Origin of the sequence: Actinoplanes teichomyceticus ATCC 31121 (genome assembly GCF_003711105.1) — a bacterium.
GTDB classification, from domain to species: domain Bacteria; phylum Actinomycetota; class Actinomycetes; order Mycobacteriales; family Micromonosporaceae; genus Actinoplanes; species Actinoplanes teichomyceticus.
Window position 1 is genome coordinate 3281846 of sequence record NZ_CP023865.1, and the last position, 17039, is coordinate 3298884.

At 72.6% G+C, this 17039-nt stretch carries 14 protein-coding genes; 5 read left to right on the forward strand and 9 right to left on the reverse strand.

All coding sequences use genetic code 11. The features are described from left to right. Positions 1–458 precede the first annotated feature (458 nt). Both ACTEI_RS14725 and ACTEI_RS14730 read right to left on the reverse strand, forming a co-directional pair. Positions 459–1286, reverse strand: a complete 828-nt coding sequence (locus ACTEI_RS14725) for an aldo/keto reductase (protein WP_122978181.1) — start codon at positions 1284–1286, stop codon at positions 459–461. A gap of 87 nt (positions 1287–1373) precedes the next feature. Further along, positions 1374–2552 carry an MFS transporter gene (locus tag ACTEI_RS14730; RefSeq protein WP_122982151.1) on the reverse strand — a complete coding sequence of 393 codons (1179 nt, stop codon included), beginning with the start codon at positions 2550–2552 and terminating at the stop codon, positions 1374–1376. A 102-nt stretch (positions 2553–2654) separates the two neighbouring features. On the opposite strand from ACTEI_RS14730, the gene ACTEI_RS14735 reads away from it, so the two are divergent. Beyond that, positions 2655–3122 carry a MarR family winged helix-turn-helix transcriptional regulator gene (locus ACTEI_RS14735; RefSeq protein ID WP_239082604.1) on the forward strand — a complete coding sequence of 156 codons (468 nt, stop codon included), beginning with the start codon at positions 2655–2657 and terminating at the stop codon, positions 3120–3122. Positions 3123–3272: 150 nt separating this feature from the next. Here ACTEI_RS14735 and ACTEI_RS14740 read toward each other — a convergent pair whose 3' ends face one another. The 4 genes from ACTEI_RS14740 to ACTEI_RS14755 all read right to left on the reverse strand — a co-directional run bounded on the left by ACTEI_RS14740 (position 3273) and on the right by ACTEI_RS14755 (position 8988). Further along, entirely contained in the window at positions 3273–4817 is a 1545-nt protein-coding gene (locus tag ACTEI_RS14740) for a peroxidase family protein (protein ID WP_122978183.1), read from the reverse strand. A gap of 289 nt (positions 4818–5106) precedes the next feature. Next, positions 5107–5538, reverse strand: a complete 432-nt coding sequence (locus tag ACTEI_RS14745; RefSeq protein WP_122978184.1) for a carboxymuconolactone decarboxylase family protein — start codon at positions 5536–5538, stop codon at positions 5107–5109. Further along, complete coding sequence (locus ACTEI_RS14750) at positions 5535–5999, reverse strand: MerR family transcriptional regulator (protein WP_122978185.1); 465 nt, start codon at positions 5997–5999, stop codon at positions 5535–5537. Before ACTEI_RS14750 ends, ACTEI_RS14745 begins: the two co-directional genes overlap by 4 nt. Positions 6000–6078: 79 nt before the next feature. Beyond that, positions 6079–8988: a sensor histidine kinase gene (locus ACTEI_RS14755; RefSeq protein ID WP_122978186.1), complete on the reverse strand. Its 2910-nt coding sequence runs from the start codon at positions 8986–8988 to the stop codon at positions 6079–6081. 172 nt (positions 8989–9160) lie between these two features. Between ACTEI_RS14755 and ACTEI_RS14760 the strand changes: the two genes are divergently transcribed. Then, on the forward strand, positions 9161–10807 hold the full coding sequence (locus ACTEI_RS14760) for an ATP-binding protein (RefSeq protein ID WP_239082605.1): 1647 nt from the start codon (positions 9161–9163) through the stop codon (positions 10805–10807). 72 nt (positions 10808–10879) lie between these two features. Here ACTEI_RS14760 and ACTEI_RS14765 read toward each other — a convergent pair whose 3' ends face one another. Both ACTEI_RS14765 and ACTEI_RS14770 read right to left on the reverse strand, forming a co-directional pair. After that, entirely contained in the window at positions 10880–11470 is a 591-nt protein-coding gene (locus ACTEI_RS14765; RefSeq protein WP_145831075.1) for a fascin domain-containing protein, read from the reverse strand. A 470-nt stretch (positions 11471–11940) separates the two neighbouring features. After that, positions 11941–12396, reverse strand: a complete 456-nt coding sequence (locus ACTEI_RS14770; RefSeq protein ID WP_122978188.1) for a carbohydrate-binding module family 20 domain-containing protein — start codon at positions 12394–12396, stop codon at positions 11941–11943. 471 nt (positions 12397–12867) lie between these two features. Between ACTEI_RS14770 and ACTEI_RS14775 the strand changes: the two genes are divergently transcribed. From ACTEI_RS14775 to ACTEI_RS14785, 3 genes are all read left to right on the forward strand, one after another. Beyond that, complete coding sequence (locus ACTEI_RS14775; RefSeq protein ID WP_239082606.1) at positions 12868–13680, forward strand: DUF4142 domain-containing protein; 813 nt, start codon at positions 12868–12870, stop codon at positions 13678–13680. Positions 13681–13909: 229 nt separating this feature from the next. Then, positions 13910–14698 (forward strand): SDR family NAD(P)-dependent oxidoreductase, encoded by a 789-nt coding sequence (locus ACTEI_RS14780; RefSeq protein WP_122978190.1) that lies wholly within the window; start codon positions 13910–13912, stop codon positions 14696–14698. After that, on the forward strand, positions 14695–15246 hold the full coding sequence (locus ACTEI_RS14785) for a hypothetical protein (protein ID WP_122978191.1): 552 nt from the start codon (positions 14695–14697) through the stop codon (positions 15244–15246). Before ACTEI_RS14780 ends, ACTEI_RS14785 begins: the two co-directional genes overlap by 4 nt. Here the strand turns inward: ACTEI_RS14785 and ACTEI_RS14790 are convergent. After that, positions 15228–16973, reverse strand: a complete 1746-nt coding sequence (locus ACTEI_RS14790; RefSeq protein ID WP_122978192.1) for a glycoside hydrolase family 3 protein — start codon at positions 16971–16973, stop codon at positions 15228–15230. The two genes, ACTEI_RS14785 and ACTEI_RS14790, sit on opposite strands and share 19 nt — an antisense overlap. Positions 16974–17039: the final 66 nt, after the last annotated feature.

Sequence of the window (17039 nt, forward strand, 5' to 3'; positions counted from 1 at the left end):
ACCATCCGTGACGATTCCATCAAGAGTCAGCCAGAGGCCAAGATGGCTCCGGCTGCTGGTGGTGGTAGCGGTCAGCGACCTGAACCGGCTCCGGTGCTCCGGTGCGCGCACCGTCCTCTGGTGGGAAAGCCTGGCCAGGGCCTGCCAGGATGACCTCATCCTGTCCCGGCGGGAACGGGTGGTAGGTGTCGAACGTGGCCAGCGCCGATTGCAGGTGCGTGGTGATGCCGGCGGCCCAAGTGCGGACCCGGCGCGGTCGAGAGAGTCGGATCTCACTGAGGCGTCCTGTTGATCGAGGTGGCAGGGCCTGCGCGGCGGCGCGACGCGCCGCCGCGGCCGAATCGATCCCGGCGGATCTCGGGTGCCGTCCCGCCCGAGGCGGCACGCGTCGCGCCACCCGTCCGGCCCGCCCCGGGAGCCCGCCCGCCCGGCCGGAGCGCGCCGCGCCGCCGCCCGGGTCAGCCCTGGAAGGTGGCCGGGTGGGGGCCGGTGCGGCCGGCGCGGTCCAGAGCGTCGATCGCGGTCAGTTCGGCGGCGGTCAGGTCGAAGCCGAAGACGTCCAGGTTGGCGGCGATGCGCGCCGGGGTGACCGACTTCGGGATCACGATGCGGCCCTGCTGCAGGTGCCAGCGCAGCACGACCTGGGCCGGGGTGACGCCGTGCGCCCGGGCCGCGGCCACGATCGGGGCCTCGGTGAGGACGGCGCCCTGGGCGAGCGGACTCCACGCCTCGGTGGCGATGCCACGGGCGGCCGCGGCGGCGGCGGTCTCCCGGTTCTGCAACGCCGGGTGCAGCTCGATCTGGTTGACGGCGGGGACGGTGCCGCCCAGCGCGACCACCCGGTCGAGGTGCTCGGGCAGGAAGTTGGAGACGCCGATCGCGCGGGCCAGGCCCTCGGCGTACAGATCCTCCAGGCCCTGCCAGGCGTCCAGGTAGGCGTCGGTCGCGGGGGCCGGCCAGTGGATCAGGTACAGGTCCACCCGGTCCAGGCCGAGCCGGTCCAGGCTGGCGCGGAGGGCGTCGCGGGCGGCGCGGCGGCCCAGGTCGGTGATCCACAGCTTGGTGGTGACGAACAGCTCGTCACGGGGCAGGCCGGACGCGGCGAGCGCGCGCCCGACGCCGGTCTCGTTGCCGTAGACGGCCGCGGTGTCGATGCTGCGGTAGCCCGCCTCCAGGGCGGTGGTGACCGCGGCCCGGGTCTCGGCGTCGGGGATCTGGAAGACGCCGAGGCCGAGCTGCGGGATGGTGACGCCGTTGTTGAGCGTGACGGCGGGGATGGCGGTCATGGTGTCCTCGTTTCGTGGGTCGGTACGGTCAGCGCGTGGCGCTGCGGGCGGGTGCGGAGTCGGTGCGGGCCACGGCCGGCGCGCGGGTCAGCGCGCGGCGGCCGTGGTGGTGGGGGTGGCGAACTCGCCGCCCGGAAGACGGGTCGCCAGCAGGTAGACGAGCAGGGCGGCGACGGTGACGGCGGCGCCCGCCCACAGCGGCGAGGTGTAGCCCAGGCCGGCGTCGATGGTGCGGCCGCCGAGCCAGGCGCCGAAGGCGTTGCCGACGTTGAAGGCCGCGATGTTCGCGCCGGAGGCCAGGGTCGGGGCCTGCCCGGCGTGCCCGAGGATGCGCATCTGCAGGCCGGGCACGGTGGCGAAGCCGAAGCCGCCCATCAGCAGCAGGCCGGCGACCGTGGCGGCCTGGTTGCCGGCGGTCATGGCGAACCCGGCGAGGATCACGGCGAGCCCGGCGAGCAGGACGATCAGAGTGACCGCGAGGTTGCGGTCGGCGGCCCGGCCACCGGCGATGTTGCCGGCGAAGAGGCCGACGCCGAACACGATGAGCAGCCACGGGACGGCCGCGGCGGGGAAGCCGCCGACCCCGGTCAGGGTGTAGGCCAGGTAGCTGAAGGCGCCGAACATGCCGCCGTACCCGAGAACAGTCACCAGGATCGACAGCCAGACCTGGCCGCTGGCGAAGACCTTGAACTCGCCGAGCAGACCGCCACCGGCCGGGACGGGGGTGGCCGGGGTGAGGACGGCGATGCCGGCGAGGGCCAGCACGCCGATCACCGCGATCGCCCAGAACGTGGCGCGCCAGCCCGCGGCCTGTCCGAGGAACGTGCCGAGCGGCACGCCCAGCACGTTGGCGACGGTCAGTCCGGCGAACATGACCGAGATGGCCGCGGCTTTCCGCTCGGCCGGCACCAGGTCGGCCGCCACGACCGAGCCGATGCCGAAGAACGCGCCGTGGCACAGCGCGGCGAGGACGCGGCCGAGCAGCATCGGGCCGTAGCCCGGGGCGAGCGCGGAGAGCAGGTTGCCCGCGATGAACAGCACCATCAGGGCCAGCAGCGCGCGGCGGCGGTCGATGCGGCCCAGCGCGGCGGTGAGCGCGATCGCCCCGACCGCGACGGACAGGGCGTACCCGGAGATGAGGCCGCCGGCTACCGCCTCGGTGACGTGGAAGTCGGCGGCGACCTCGGGCAGCAGGCCGGCGATCACGAATTCGGTCAGGCCGATGCCGAACCCGCCGATGGCGAGTGCGTACAGAGCGATGGGCACGAAGAACTCCTCAAGCGCGTGCAATATCCAGCGTGTGCACTAATTGCATATGCAACGAACAGATAGTTGCAGGCGCGCTATATCCGCGCAAGGCGGTGTAGGGTGAGGAGCATCTCGCGGGAGGAGACCGGCATGGGGATCGCCAACGACGCGGTCGAGATCCGCGCCCAGGGCTGGCGGCGGCTCGCCGCGCTGCACGGCCTCATCGAGACCGCCCTGGAGAAGGAGTTGCAGGCCGCGCACCGGCTGTCAGTGGTGGAGTACACCGTGCTCGACGCGCTGAGCCGCCAGGACGGGTGGCACATGCGCATGCAGCAACTCGCCCGGGCGGCCGCCCTGTCCAGCAGCGCGACCACCCGCCTGGTCACCCGCCTGGAGGACCGGGGCCTGCTCACCCGCATCCTGTGCGCCGACGACCGGCGCGGCATCTACACCGAGCTGACCCCGGCCGGCCAGCAGCTGCTGGCCCAGGCCCGGCCGACCCACGACCGGACGCTGGCCGGCTCGCTGGCCCGGGCGGAGCAGCTGCCCGAGTTGCAGAGCCTGGTGGGGGCACTGCACGCCACCTGAGATCCCGGCCGCGCCGGATCGGATGCGATGCGGTCCCCGGGCCGGCGCGACCGAGGCGTGATGGCGAACCCCGACGCGCGGCGACGTCGCCGGCCTCCCGGGCGAGGCGGCACGCTGGGCCGCGGATCGCCGGAGAGCAGGGTGACCGGGTCAGAGGTTCTGAGCGAACTTGATGAAGTCGCCGATCCGGAACTGGCCGGTGGCCGGGGCGATGGGCGCCGCCGGGCGGAAACCCGGGTTCCGCTTGAGGAAGCCCTCCTTGTCGGGATCCATGATGCCGAGGATGACCTCGGCCACGAGCCGGCCGCCGACCGGGCCCAGACGCTCGCCGGAGCGGGTGAGCTCGGCCTCCTTCAGCAGGTAGAACCAGAGCGGCGCCTTGCCCTGCCAGCCGGCGTTGCCCGGGTCGGGCAGGCCGAGCTCCGCGTTGGTCAGCGGCGTGGCGCCCATCAGCCTCGCCACGTCCTGACCGGCGGGCAGGCCCAGGCGCTTGCCGCGGATCAGGTTGCGCTCGGCGAGGGAGGCGCTGGTGCCGTCGGACACCACCGTGCTCGGCAGGTTGAACAGCGGCAGCGACAGCTTGCCGTCGATGCGGCGGGCCCGGTTGCGCGGCGTGGTCGGCTTTCCGGGTACGTCGAAGAAGTGCCACCAGTCGATCTCGAGGCGGGCCGGCAACGGCCGGTTACCGCGCAGGTCACTGCCCTCGGCGCCGAAGATGGCGGCCGCCGCGGGCGGGGTGGTGCGGGTGTTGAGCAGGTAGCCGGCTCGGATCATGCTGTGTCCGAAGCGGTACGCGGCGACCGAGTACTCGATCGGGATCATCGGGCGGTGCGGGTTCTTCGGCTTGTAGAACTGCCGCTTCACCTTGCCCTTGTTGTCCAGGAACCGGCCCACCACCTCGGCGCCGGCGACCTGTTCCAGGAAGTCGTGAATGATGATCCACTGGTAGTGCCAGCGGGTCAGCCGCTGCGCCTCCGCCAGGCTTGTGGCCAGGCCGGTCTCCAGGAGGCGGTTGTGGAACTTCGCGAAGACCAGGTGAAGCTGGGCGACGATGAGGTTCTCGTCGTTGCGGGCGTCGCCGATGATGGCGCCGCCGTCGGCGCGGCGGGGCAGGTCGTCGACGCCGTTGGCGTTACGGACCACGCGCATCCGGGTGCGGTCCGCCTCGTACAGGCCCGGGTCCTGGTCGGGGCCGCGGCCGTAGAGCGAGCCCAGGTCGAACAGCGGGGTGTCGAAGTTGGTCAGAGCCCGTGGGTCGGTCTGCTGCTCGGGCAGCGGGGTGCGGTCCAGGGTCATGTCGTGGTCGATGAACTGGCCGAGGAAGGTGAATCCGGCCGGGATACGCGGGTTGTCGAAGTCGGTCGGGTTCGGGCCGGTCGGCTCGCCCATCTGCGCGGCGAGCGACTTGAGCAGCTCGTCCGGCGGTGCGTACGCCTCGGCGTGCTTGAACATGACGCCGAAGCGGCCCTCCTTGTCCCGGCCGGCCCGCACCGCGATGTCGCTGCCGCGGGTCCACTCGACCGCATGTCGCCAGACTGCCGGCACATCGGGGGCCGCGGCGCTGGCCACGGCGGCGCAGGGCGGGGTCAGTGCGCCTGTGCCCACCGATGCCGCGACGGCTCCCGCGGTGCCGGCGAGCAGGGTTCGCCGGCCGAGTTTGGTCGATTTGTCACCGTGCGCCGCTGGCTCTACCATTTCGCTCTCCTCTGGCAGTTATTGCCGCTATTGAGGACCCATGCCAGCAAGTTAACGGCTTGCGGTGACCCGTCGTGGGCGTTACCGGGGAACATCGGGCTTACGGCCCGGTCGGGCTAACCCGACCCGGCGACCTTCGCCTCCGTTGGGGGGAGCCGGCCGCAACCCGTGGCGCCCGCGTCACGTTGGCGCGGCCCGGCCCGGCCCGGCGCGGCCCGGCGCGGCCCGGCGCGGCCCGGCGCGGCCCGGCCCGGCGCGGCGCGGCGCGGGAGCGTGGCGTCGTTCGGGGTCACGGCGCCGGGGAGGTGGGCTGCGGGCGCCGGGCGTCGAAGACCCCCTTCGCGGCGAACGTGGCGTTCAGCGCCCGCGGGAATCCGGCGTAGACCGCGCAGTGCAGGATCGCCTCGACGATCTCGTCCCGGCTGAGGCCGACGTTGAGCGCGGCGCCCACGTGGATCCGCAGCTGAGGTTCGCAGCCGCCGAGCGCGGTCAGCACACCGATCGTGACCAACTGCCGTGAGCGCGCGTCGAGGCCGGGCCGGTCGTAGATGTCGCCGAACGCGAACGCCGCCACGTGGTGGCTGAGCGCGGGCGAGACGTCGGCGAGCGAGTCGACGACCGCGGTACCGGCATCGCCGTCGATCCGGGCCAGGACGTCCAGGCCGTGCTGACGCCGGGCGAGGTTGCCGGCGTTGTCGACATCGTGCTGCGTGGTGCTCATGGCTGAGTCGCCCCTCCGTACATTGCGATCTTGTATTCGGTGGCGGCCAGCGCCAGCTGGAGCTGCGCGAGCTGGGCCCGCAGCGTGTCGCGGTGCTCGACGAGCAGGTCCAGGCGGTCCGGGATGGTGACATCACCGCGGTCGACGAGCGTGACGTACTGCCGCAGGTCGCTGATCGGCATTCCGGAGGTGCGCATCCGGGTCAGGAACACCAGCCGGCGCACCGCGGCCGCGTCGTAGACCCGGTGGCCCGCCGCATTGCGCGGCACCGTGACCAGTCCGGCGCGCTCGTAGTAGCGCAACGTGTGCGGACTCACTCGTACGTGCTCGGCGGTCGTGGCGATGTCCCACCGGCCGGAGTCGTCGTCCATGACGAGGTTCCGCAGAGCGTCGACCGACACCTCGTCCGGGGGGTCGACGGCGAGCCGCAGCGCCTGCATCAACTGCTCGTTCCCGTTCATGACCACGACGGTAGGGCTTCGAGCGCGCTCCAACGCAAACCCGCACCGTCCGGTGTGAGGTCACCGGCGACGGCTCCGGTCAGAGGGTCGTGGGCAGTCGCACGGTGAAGGTGGTGCCACGGGGCCGGTTGGGGCCGGCGGTGATGGTGCCGCCGTGGGCGTCGATGATCGCCTTGGTGATGGCCAGTCCGAGGCCGGTGCCCTTGATGCCGCGGTTGGTGGCGGTGCTGGCCCGGAAGAACCGCTCGAACAGGTGCGGGTACTGCTCGGGCGGGATGCCGATGCCGTCGTCGCTGATGGTGATGGTGGCGTGCTGGTCGTCGTGGTGTGCGGTGACGGTCACGTGGCCGTGCTCCTCGCTGTACTTGACGGCGTTGGACAGCAGGTTGTCCAGGGCTTGGCGCAGCCGGGCCGGGTCGGCGTGGGCGGGCAGGTGCCGCGGCAGGTCGACGTTCATGGTGAGGTGCCGGGCGTCGGCGGCCGGGCGGTGGTCGTTGATGCTCTGGTCGATGAGGCGGCGCAGCGACACCGGGCGGGCGTCGATGCTCATGCGCCCGGCGTCGAGGCGGGCCAGGTCGAGCAGGTCGTCGACGAGGTGTTGCAGGTGGGCGCTGTGCCGGTCGACGAGATCGGCGAAGGCCCGGTGGTCGTCGGACAGGTCGGGGTCGTCGTGCGTCATCTCGATGTAGCTGCGGATGGTGGCGATGGGATTGCGCAGTTCGTGGCTGACCAGGGCGACGAGTTCGTCCTTCATCCGGTCGAGTTCCTGCAGCCGGTGTACGTGCTGCTGCTGTTCGGCCAGCAGTTGCTCGCGCTGTTCGGCCAGGTGCCGGCGTTCGGTGATGTTGGTGCTGATGCCGTCGATGAACAGCCGGTCACCCTCGTGCCGGGCGACGCCGCGGGCCCACAACCACCGGACGACGTTGTCGGTGCCCAGCAGCCGGCACTCCAGCTCGGCGGACCGGCCGTCGGCCAGGGTGTGCAGGAAGGTGTCGAGGGCTCCCCGGTCGTCCGGGTGCACGTGGCGCCGCATGGTCTCGGCCGGGTCGGCGTCGGTGGGGAAGTGCCCGCCGAACACGCCGCTGCTGTTACGGCTGGCGAACACGACCCGCATGCCGGCGTCCGGCAGGACCTCCAAGGTCCAGACGAAGTCGTTGACCTGGTCGATGATCCGGTCGAGGTCCCGGCGAGCGGCGGCCAGTTCGTGGGCGAGCTCGTCGGCGCGCCGGCGTTCGACGTGCTGCCCCAGCTGGCTGCACACGTCGTGCAGCACGGCCAGCAGCTGCGGGTCGGGCTCCTCGATGGTGTCGTGGTGGAACGTCAGCACTCCGACCAGCCGCTCGCCGCCGTGCACCGGGAGCCCGATGGCGTCGTGCGGACCGGCCTGCCGCAGCTCGGCGTCGCGGGCGCCGGGGGGCAGGTCGCGGGTGCGCCGCGGTTCGCCGGTGGCCCAGACGAGACCGGGCAGCCCCTCCCCGCGGCGCAGGGGGCGCTGCGCCGCGCCGCCGGGCACGGACACGTCGCGGTCCGCTGCGCTCCACACACCGAGCCGGTGCAGTAGCTCGCCGTCGGGCTGCCAGTACTCCCCGTACGTCCACCCGAAGGCGCCGGCGATGGCGGCGAGGGTCGCGGTCGCGGCCTGCTCGGCGCTGTCCGCGTCCGCCAGCGCCTGAGCGACCGCGTGCCGCACCCGGCGCAGCGCCTCGCTGGTGTGGCGTTCGGTGATGTCGTGCAGGGCGACCACCGCGCCGAGGCGGCCGCCGTCGGGGGTGTCGATCGGCCGGCCGTTGACCGCGAAACGCCGGGCCGGCACCCCCGGCTCGCGGAGGACGATCTGCTCGTCGTCGATGCGTTCGCCGTTGAACGCCCGGGTCAGCGGCACCTGGTCGGAGCGCAGCGGGGTACGCCCGTCGGCGGCGTACAGGTGGAAAACGTCGGCCCAGTGCTCCGGGCCGACCTTCTCGGCGCCGGGACCGAGCACCGCCTGCAGCGCCTGGTTCAGCAGGGCCAGCCTGCCGTGGCTGTCGCAGGCGGCCACCCCGGTGTCCAGGCTGTCCAGCAGCGCCTGCAGGAACGTGCGTTCATGTTCCAGCTCCCGCTGGGCGGCCTTGCGGACGCTGATGTCATGCAGGAACGCGTGACAGCGATCCTGGTCGCGGCCACGGCCGGCCTGCAGGGTCAACTCGACGGGGAACTGCCGCCCGGCGCGGTCGACAGCGGCGATCTCCAGGCGCTGCCCGGCCGGCGGACACGCGCCGGTGTCGATGACGGTGGCCAGAGCCTGCTCGTACGCGTCCCGGCTGGGCGGCGCGATCAGCAGCTCGGCGGCCGAGCGGCTGACCGCCTGCTCGACGCTCCAGCCGAACAGCCGCTGCGCCGCGGCGTTCCACGCGGTGATCGTGCCACGCTCGTCCAGGGAGATGAACGCGTCGTTGGCCGTGTCCAGCACCGTGCGCAGCCGGTCCGCCGTCGCCGCCAGCCCGGCATGGGCCATCCGCAGGGTGAGCTGCGATGCGGCGACCTGCGCCATGTCCTGCGCCGCCGTCAGTTGCCGCGGCTCCCACTGCCGCACCCTGGTGTCCAGCACGCAGAACACCCCCAGGACCGGCCCGTCCGGCCGGCGCAGCGGGAACCCCGCGTAGGCCAGCGCGCGCTGGCCCACCGCCGGAGCAGCGCCCAGCAGCGGATGGAGGCGGATGTCGGCGGCCACCATCGGCTCACCGGCGTCGACGACCCGCTGGCACAGCGCGTGGCACAGCAGCGTCCGCCCGCTCGGGTCCGCCGCCTCCGGCAGCCCCGCCGCGCTGAGCAACACCTGCCGACCGGCATCGGCCAGCATCACGGCCGCGGCCGGGGCGTCGGCCAGCCGCGCCGCCGAGCGGGTCAGCCGATCCAGCACCGGCACCAGCTCGTCGTCCCGCGGCCCGGCCACCGCCCACGCCGGCAATCCGCTCGGATCACCGGCCCGCTCGCCCTCGGCGGTCCCCACCTCGCCTCACCCCCCACCCATGGTCCAGCGATTTCCCGCGGGGTGCGGCGATTCCCGCGGTACGGGGACCGGCGCCTGGCGCGGGACCGGGGTCCTCGGCGCGGCCCGCCCGGGCGCCGTGCGGCTGAGCTGATCAGGTCCGCGGCTGCGCGGCCGGCGCGATGATGAGTTGATGGGGGAGGACGAGCGCGGCGGCGCGGCGGTCACCGGGTCCGGAGGGATGCCCGCGGCGGTGATGACCGCGATGGAGATGGATGCCGGCGGGATGACGCAGAGCGCCGCGGACCGGATGGCGGCGCTGACCGCGCGGGCCACCCGAGCCGCCTGCGCGATGATCAATATCAGGGACGGCCGGCGGCTGCGGTTGATCGGCGGCTACGACGTACCGGCGCTCTTCCGCCGCGGGGAGCCGGTGCCGATGTTCTCGACGCTGGCCGGCATCGTGATCAGCGGTGGCTTCCCGCTGGTCATCACGGACGTGGACGCCGACGACCGGGTGCCGGTCGACGCGCCGGCCCGCTCGGCGGGCCTGCGCGCGTATGCCGGGTTCCCGATCCTGGACCCGGACGGGCAGATCGTCGGGGTGTGCGCGGTCATGGACTACCGCACCCGCGCCTGGTCGGCGGAGGAGCTGACCGCCGTCGACGACGGGGCGCAGGCCTGCACCGCGTTCGTCGCCGCCCAGTACGCCCGCGAGCGCGAGCACCAGCAGCGGCTGTTCCTCGACACGCTGCTGGACAGCCTCGATACCGGGGTGGCCGCCTGCGACGCCGCCGGTGAGCTGGTCGTGGTGAACCGCTCCCTGCGCGAACGCCTGGGGACACCGAACCTGCAGCGCAGCGCCGAGGACTGGGCCGCCCGCCTGCCGATCACCGACACCGACGGCACCCCGATCCCGGCGGAGGGCACGAGCCTGCTGCGCGCACTGCGCGGCGAGGCCGTCCGCGGCGAGGAGAACATCCTGCACCTGCACGGGGAACGCCGGCTGTTCCGGATCAACGGGCATCCGATCACCAGCCCCGACGGGCAACGCCTCGGCGCGGTCGCGGTCTTTCACGACATCACCGCCGCCCGCCGCGCCGAGCAGCTCCAGCAGGTGCTCAGCCGCACCAAGGACGACTACCTCAACCTGGTGGGCCACGAGCTGCGCACCCCGCTGACGGTCATCGACGCGTACCTGGATCTGATGCACGCCGCGGACCCGGACGAACCGGTGGCCGACCTGCTACCCATGATCCACGCCGCGCGGCGCGGCAGCATCCGGCTGCGCCGGCTGGTCGAGACGCTGCTGGACCTGTCCGCGCTCGACGCCGGCCGCAGCCCGTTGCGGCCGGCCGACATCAACTTCAGCACCGTCGTCACCGGCGCCGTCCATGACCGGCAGGCCCAAGCAGCCGCCAAGAACATCACCCTCACCTGCGACGCCGCGCCGATCACGCCGCTGCACGCCGACCGGCACCGGCTGTACCAGATGGTCACCGCGCTGCTGGACAACGCCGTCACCTACACCCCGGCGGGTGGAGCCGTCACCGTCCGGCTGACCAGCACCGGCCACCTCGCCGACCTGGTCGTCAGCGACACCGGATTCGGCATCCCCGAGCACGAGCTGCCGCACGTCTTCCAGCGCTTCTTCCGCGGCGCCATCACCACCGAACTCGCCATCGCCGGAACCGGTCTCGGCCTGACCATCGCCCAGCTGATCGTCGAGCGCCACCACGGGACGATCACCGCCGGGCCCAACCCCGACGGGCAACGCGGCACCACCATCCGCGTCACCCTGCCGCAGACGACCGGCGCGCCCGCCGGCGCGTCGCCGTAGCCGGGCGCCCGCCACCGGTATGCGAGCTGGACCGGGCCGCCCGGCTCGACACCGCCCGGCGGGCGGGCCCGGCTACCAGCGGAAGGTCTCGGTCCGGCCGGCGCTGGGCGAGGCGGCCCGCAGGACAGCGTGCCGCAGCCCGGTCAGGCCCAGCTCGGCCGTGACGTACCGGTTGTCGATCTGCATGGTGAACGCGCCGTGGCCCGGGTCGGCGCTCGTGTAGTACCCCTCCCACGACCAGACCGAGCCGGCGCGGGCGCGCAGCGTTCCCTGGTAGTCGCCGGTGTAGTCGAACTCGGCGGAGACGTAGAGGTTGTTCGCCTGCGACTTGAGTGTGGTGTAGCCGGTGACGTTGTTGCGGCACACGTAGAACAACTCGTTCGGGCCCGGGCCCGGCGCGACGGCGCGCAGCGCGTTCTCCAGCAGCGCGTCGTAGTCGACCTCCACGGTCACGTACTGGCCGTTGGCGTCGGAGAGGATCGACACATCGGAGTAGCACTGCTTGGCGGCGGCGGCGGTGCCGGCCGGACCGACCGCCTCGCGCATCCGCTCCAGCACCGCCGGGCCCCGGCCCGCGGCGACCAGCACAGCCGTCGAGCGGAACGGACTCGCGGCGGCCGGGGCGGCGCCGGCCGCCACGGCCGGCAGCACTGCGGCGAACAATGCGGCGACCGTCCGGAATGCTGTGCCGGATCTGGACCGACGTCGGTTCATCGCGCTGTTTCCTTCCGTTGTATCGGGGCGCGGCGTCACCCGGAGCCATTCTCGACACGAGAACTCACCAATCTCGGCGATGGTGTTCCCGTGGGCGGTGACACCCGCGTTGAGCTGCGGTTCGACGACACCGAAGCCTAGCGAGCGCATCGCTGCCGCTCCGGTGGAACACCGAATTCGCTACCGGGGCGAGGGTGCGGCTCGTGGATGGATCCCGGACGTGGTGATAGTGCGGCGGCCGGTCCGGAAGGGACCCGGGTGAATTCCGTTGTCAAAGGAGCGCGGCGGCGGAACATGCCGAAGCCGGCGATGCCGTGGCGGGGCGCGACGGGCGGCTTCGGGGGCGCCGATCGGTACGATGAGGCCGGTGCCGCGCCGAGGGATATCTGCGACATATCCCTCGGCGCGGCCGGAGCCGATCAGTACCCGCCGTAGGTGTCGTGGGTGAGGTAGGTGCCGGTCGGCGGAGTGATGGTGATCCGGTTCTGCCGGGGGCCCTTCTCCCAGCGGGCGACGCTGCCGTCCGGGTTCTTCACGATGTACTGGAACTCGATGTAGGTGTTCGGCGGCAGGGCGGCGCCACCGGTCCAGGTCGGGAACGTGGTGCGGGTGGTGGCGAGGGGGACGGCCTTGGCCGGGTCCCAGGCGCCGAGCGCCGGGATGCTGCCGACGACGTACACGTTCTGGCCCCAGGTGGTGAAGTCCGCGGTCACGTTGAACGTGGCCGCGATGGGGGCGACGTCGGCGGCGCTCGCGGTCACGGGCACGTTGTCGACGGCGGCCGGGGCCGCGAGAGCCGGTCCGGTGACACCGAGAACACCCGCGATCAGGCCGGTGGCGACCACGCCGAGGCGGACGGTGGTGCGGTTCGTCATGCGGATCTCCCTGGGAAGAATGGGTCTACCGTCTTCCGCAAGAACTGGAACATCTTGCGGTCCCACAGGCTTGGCTGCGGGGCGGCAAACTCCACCTTGGACGGGAAGGCACCTCGGGTCAAGCTCATCGCCCAAGCTGTGAGCTGCATCTATGTGTCATGACTGCGCCACATTCCACCGCTGGAGCGGCCAAACATTGCAATGAAATTTCTTTCAAGCCGTGTCCGGTGGCCGTCCTGTTCGACGGTTTGCGGCCGTCGGCCGCTTCGCCGGCGTCTGTGCCACCGCCATGAGCCGGTCCCGTCGCCGTCGCAGGCCACCCACCACCGGCTGCTGACGCGCTGTCGGCCGGGAGCCCGGTCGCTTCGCGCTGCAAGCCGAACTCCACGTGCGCCGGTTGATCCCGACGCGGTCGCCATCCGTGTTGCTGCTTGTCGAGATCAATTACGACCGAGGTCCGAGGAGGTTGACGTGTTCGCCATTGATCGCCGGGTGCGCTGGCGCCGGCTGGGTGGTGCGGCGCTCGCCGCGGCGGCTCTGACACTGCTCGGCCCGCAGCCGGCACGGGCCGAGCCGGGCGTGCCGGTCCCGCCGAACGACCTGCTGTCCGACCGCGGCCGAGGCGAGGTCACCGACGCCGACCGCGACTTCGCGGTCAAGGTCCGCCTGGCCGGGCTGTGGGAGATCCCCGCGGGCGAGATGGCTCAGCAGAAGTCGACGGACCCCAGGGTCCGGGCGATCGGACGCGACATCGCCGCTCAGCATGTCGTGCTGGACCGGCTGGTCCGGGACGCCGCGAAGAAACTCGACGTCCCGCTGCCGGACGTGCCCACCAAGGACCAGCAGACATGGCTGGCCGAGATGCGCGCAGCCGAGGGCGAGGAATTCGACCAGATCTACATCGACCGGCTCCGCGCGGCACACGGCAAGATCTTCCCGGCGATCGCCACCATCCGGGCCGGCACCCGCAACGACACGGTGCGCAAACTCGCCCAGCGAGCCAACCAGTTCGTCATGACGCACATGACGCTGCTGGAGAGCAGCGGCATCGTCGACTTCGCCGCTCTGCCGACCGTGCCGGCGCCCACGACCGCCGCCGCCAAGGCCGGCGCCGACCTGGCGGCGGTGCGCTCCGCGGCCGGATCCGACACCCCGTCATCGTCGGTGAGCGCGCCGGTGATCGCCCTCCTCGCCGCCGTCGGCGCCGGCCTGGCCCTGGTCGTCAGCAGGCGGCTCATGCGGGACCCGCGTGCGCGATACCGGCGGCAACGGCGCCGGCTCTAGGGCCGCGCATCCCGCCCGCCCCGGCGAGTCACGCGACCGGGCACTCGCCGGGGGAGGCGGTCGACCACCGCGTCAGGACGTCGGCTACAGTGGGTGCCTCAGGTGCTGAGGGGCGCCTGCCCGCGCAAGAGGCTCTCACCCTCCCCACACGATCGTCGTCTCCTCGACAACCCTCACGAGTCGTTTTCGGCCACACGCGGATGGCCATCGGAAACGCAGTGGAGTTGTCATGTCCTCTCTGCCCTCCCTGGCCGTGGTCACCGGCGCTGGTTCCGGCATCGGCTACGCCCTCACGCAGGCTCTGCTCGCCCGGGGCGTCGAGGTGGTGGCCGTCGACCGCGACACCAGCCGCCTCGACGACCGCGTCCAGGCGCACCGGTTCGACGTCCGTGACGGAGCGGCCATGCGCGAACTGGCGGAGTCGCTGGCGGCGCGACCGGTGAATCACCTGTTCGCCAACGCGGGAGTCGGCGTCGCCGGCGATGTGCTGTCCGCGCCGGAGCAGGCGTGGCAGTGGGCCTGGGACGTCAACGTGGTCAGCGTGCTGCGCACCCTGCGCCTGTGGTGGCCGCACCTGGTCTCCGGCCGGGGCAAGGCGGTGGTCACCGTGTCGGCGGCGGCCCTGCAGAGCTACCCGGGCGCGGGCCCGTACCGTGCCACCAAGGCGGCGTTGCTCAGCGCGCTGGAGGGTCTCTACTACCAGGCCCAGGGCAGCGGTGTCGGGGTGCACGCCCTGTGCCCGGGTCTGGTGCGCACCGACATCACCGCGGTGCACCGCTACGCCGAGGCCACGCAGGCCGCACCGGCCGGGCCGAACCCGTTCGAGACGTTCATGCGTACCGCGGTGCGCGAGGCCGAACCGGCCGACGCGTTCGCCCGGCGGGTCCTGGACGGCCTGGACCGTGGCGCACCGTTCTACTGGTTCACCCATCCGGAGACCATGGCGTGGACCGAAGGGCGCCACCACTGCGCGGTCCACGCCGGCACGCCGTTCGCCGACTTCGGGGCGCCGGCGTGAACGAGCTGGTCGCCGAACTGAAGACTCGCGCGCGACTGGGCCTCAACGCCGCCCGGCGCGGCGATGTCGGCCTCATCGACCGGGCCCGGGCCGGACTCGGGCGTGTCCCGTCGCCGGTGGCCGAATGGCGCTTGCGGCACTGCCTGACCCTGGTCGCCAACGAGGCCGGCTTCGACGGCTGGGAGCAGGCCCGGCGGGTGCTCGGCGGCGAGGCCGTGACCGGCGACGACATGGGCGCCTTCTGGCACGCGCCACGCTGCGCCGGACTGCTCAGCCACTGGTTCACCGGATACGCCGAGGCCAGTGCGTTCCTTGCCGGCGCCGACGGTCGGGTGCTGCTGCCGTACCGCCGGCAGTTCGTCGTCGCCGACGACAACTATCTGGAGGCGGTCGGCGTACCCGGCGACGCCGAACCGTGGCGCCGCGCCGGGCGTGACCTCGTCGCCGCCTACGGCACGCCCGGCTGGCTCGCTCTCGCCCGGCACCGTCTGCACGCCACCCGCTCGGCCGACGTCCCGGGCCGCCGCACTCAGATGATCAGGCCGTGACCGTACGGGTACAGCGGATCGGCCGTGTCGTTCGGCACGTCCTCCCGTGACGCCGCCACCGCGGCCATCGACGACGGCAGTTCGAACGGCAGGGTCCCGCCCGACGGGGAACGTCCGAACAGCACGTCCAGCAGCGCCTCGTCGCTCGATCCGAAGCTGCCCACCAGCGCCGCGGCCTGCCCGGTGAGCGGGGTCAACACGGCCGGCCGGTCCAGCCAGACGTCCACCACGGTCGGCACGGTCGAGGCGACCTGGAGCACCGGGGCCAGTTCGTCGGCCGTCCACTCCAGGCGCCCCGCGTGGAAGAACGCCTCGAACCCGCCGCCGCGTGGCTCGAACGGCGCGGCGCGGCGGACGATCGCCACGTCGGCCCGGGCCGGATCGTCGACCACCTCGGCGTAGCCGGCGGCGACTGCCGGGTCGACGCCGTCCAGATAGACCGCGGCGCCCTCGGTCAGCGGGAGGACGCCGTCGTTGTCGAGGACCACCAGGGACCGGCGCTGGGCCTCCAGACCGGCGGCGCGGAACGCGGACCGGCCGACGACGCGCGCGGTGGCGTCCGGGTCGACGTACCGGCGCTCGTCGAACAGGCCGAGGCGGAACTTGTCCCGCAGGATCCGGCGCACCGAGACGTCGACACGGGCCTCGCTGACCCGGCCGCGCTCGACGAGCTCGACGATCAGTTCCGGGCACTGCTCGCCGCCGAGCTGGTCGGCGCCGGCCTGCAGGATCCGCTCGATGCGGCCCAGCCGGTCCAGGTGCTCCACACCCCACGCGCGTGCCGGCATCGGCGTGCCCATGATCTCGGCGTCGGTGACCAGGCCCCAGTCGGTGCAGACCACGCCGTCGAAGCCGTACCGGCCGCGCAGCAGGCCCTCGATCACGCCGCGGTTGAAGCCGAAGCCGACCTGCTCGTGCTCGGTGTCCACCGGCATCCCGTAGTACGGCATGACCTGCGCGGCGCCGGCGGCGAACGCGGCCTCGAACGGCTTGAGGTGGTAGTCCCACATGCCGCCCGGGTAGACCTGTTCGCGGCCGTAGGGGAAGTGCGCGTCCTCGCCGTTCATCTGCGGTCCGGCGCCGGGGAAGTGCTTGACCATCGCGGCCACGCTGTCCGGGCCCAGCGCCGGGCCCTGCAGACCCTGGATGTACGCGGTCAGCAGCGCGGACACCATGTCGGCGTCGGAGCCCAGGGTGCCGCTGGTGCGGGCCCAGCGCGGCTCGGTGGCGAGATCGGCCATCGGGTGCAGGGCGACCCGGATGCCCGCGGCCACGTACTCCTGGCGGGCGATGTCGGCGAACTCGCGTACCAGATCGGGGTCCTTGGTGGCGCCCAGGCCGATCGGTTCCGGCCAGGCGGAGAAGCCGCCCGCCGCCGCCGAGGCCGCCGGGTTGTCGATGACGCCGTGCCGCGGGTCGGTCGAGACGGTGACCGGGATCCCGGGTCCGGTGGACTCGGCGAGGGCCTGGATCCGGTTGTGCCACTCGGCGATCCTGCGCGGCGCGACCGGCCCCGTGGTCAGGATGTTGACGTGGTTGATGAGCTTGCCGGCGACCAGATCGGTGGCGGAGGCGACCATCGCGTCGCCTTCGTGCAGCGTGCCGTCCGGGTTGACGATGATCATGGTGTGGAACATCAGGCCGGCCTTCTCGGCCAGGCTCAACCTCGAGAGCAGGTCGCCGACCCGGTCGTCGAGACAGCGGGTGGGGTCTTGGTAGGGGTGCATCGTCGTGTCTCCAGGCGGTATGGGTGTGGGCGGGCGCCGCGGATCGTGACCAGCAGCGATCCGATT

Bases quoted from the DNA above. Each gene is read 5' to 3' on its own strand.
- ACTEI_RS14725 (WP_122978181.1), bottom strand. From the start codon at position 1,286: ATGACCGCCATCCCCGCCGTCACGCTCAACAACGGCGTCACCATCCCG.
- ACTEI_RS14760 (WP_239082605.1), top strand. From the start codon at position 9,161: ATGGGGGAGGACGAGCGCGGCGGCGCGGCGGTCACCGGGTCCGGAGGG.
- ACTEI_RS14740 (WP_122978183.1), bottom strand. From the start codon at position 4,817: ATGGTAGAGCCAGCGGCGCACGGTGACAAATCGACCAAACTCGGCCGG.
- ACTEI_RS14750 (WP_122978185.1), bottom strand. From the start codon at position 5,999: ATGAACGGGAACGAGCAGTTGATGCAGGCGCTGCGGCTCGCCGTCGAC.
- ACTEI_RS14780 (WP_122978190.1), top strand. From the start codon at position 13,910: ATGTCCTCTCTGCCCTCCCTGGCCGTGGTCACCGGCGCTGGTTCCGGC.
- ACTEI_RS14770 (WP_122978188.1), bottom strand. From the start codon at position 12,396: ATGACGAACCGCACCACCGTCCGCCTCGGCGTGGTCGCCACCGGCCTG.
- ACTEI_RS14790 (WP_122978192.1), bottom strand. From the start codon at position 16,973: ATGCACCCCTACCAAGACCCCACCCGCTGTCTCGACGACCGGGTCGGC.
- ACTEI_RS14745 (WP_122978184.1), bottom strand. From the start codon at position 5,538: ATGAGCACCACGCAGCACGATGTCGACAACGCCGGCAACCTCGCCCGG.